This window comes from Pseudoalteromonas sp. bablab_jr010 (assembly GCF_016464105.1).
In the GTDB taxonomy this organism is placed as follows: Bacteria; Pseudomonadota; Gammaproteobacteria; order Enterobacterales; family Alteromonadaceae; genus Pseudoalteromonas; species Pseudoalteromonas simplex.
This window is the reverse complement of record NZ_JACDWV010000097.1, coordinates 1-1241: the sequence shown is the minus strand read 5'-3', so window position 1 is coordinate 1241 and position 1241 is coordinate 1. Positions and strand designations below refer to the sequence as shown.

Sequence of the window (1241 nt, the reverse complement as noted above, 5' to 3'; positions counted from 1 at the left end):
GGTATCTACTTTAGTATTCTCATCATTATTTGATGAATTAACTTCTGGCGAAGTTAACAGCTGTCACTAACAAAGACCCGTTTGGGTTGTATGGTTAAGTGACTAAGCGTACACGGTGGATGCCTTGGCAGTTGGAGGCGATGAAGGACGTATTAACTTGCGATAAGCCTAGTCAAGCTAGTAAAAAGCGCTTGAGACTAGGATTTCCGAATGGGGAAACCCACCTGCTTGCAGGTATCTTACACTGAATACATAGGTGTAAGAGGCGAACGCGGAGAACTGAAACATCTAAGTACCCGTAGGAACAGAAATCAACCGAGATTCCGGAAGTAGCGGCGAGCGAAACCGGACCAGCCCTTAAGCTTATTATGTGTTAGTGGAACATTCTGGAAAGTTTGACGATACAGGGTGATAGTCCCGTACACGAAAATGCATCTTAAGTGAAATCGAGTAGGTCGGAGCACGTGAAACTTTGACTGAATATAGGTGGACCATCATCTAAGGCTAAATACTCCCAACTGACCGATAGTGAACCAGTACCGTGAGGGAAAGGCGAAAAGAACCCCTGTGAGGGGAGTGAAATAGAACCTGAAACCGTGTACGTACAAGCAGTAGGAGCCCTTCGAGGGTGACTGCGTACCTTTTGTATAATGGGTCAGCGACTTATATTTTGTAGCGAGGTTAACCGATTAGGGTAGCCGTAGGGAAACCGAGTCTTAACTGGGCGTTGAGTTGCAAGGTATAGACCCGAAACCCGGTGATCTAGCCATGGGCAGGTTGAAGGTTGAGTAACATCAACTGGAGGACCGAACCCACTAACGTTGAAAAGTTAGGGGATGACCTGTGGCTAGGAGTGAAAGGCTAATCAAACCGGGAGATAGCTGGTTCTCCCCGAAATCTATTTAGGTAGAGCCTCGGACGAATACTTACGGGGGTAGAGCACTGTTAAGGCTAGGGGGTCATCCCGACTTACCAACCCTTTGCAAACTCCGAATACCGTAAAGTACTATCCGGGAGACACACGGCGGGTGCTAACGTCCGTCGTGAAGAGGGAAACAACCCAGACCGCCAGCTAAGGTCCCAAAGTCATAGTTAAGTGGGAAACGATGTGGAAAGGCCCAGACAGCCAGGAGGTTGGCTTAGAAGCAGCCATCCTTTAAAGAAAGCGTAATAGCTCACTGGTCGAGTCGGTCTGCGCGGAAGATGTAACGGGGCTAAACTATGCACCGAAGCTGCGGATT

The 1241-nt window shown here is 48.3% G+C and carries 1 rRNA gene; it reads left to right on the top strand.

The features are described from left to right. Positions 1-92 precede the first annotated feature (92 nt). A 23S ribosomal RNA gene (locus JIG37_RS09890) occupies positions 93-1241 on the top strand; the annotation flags it as partial.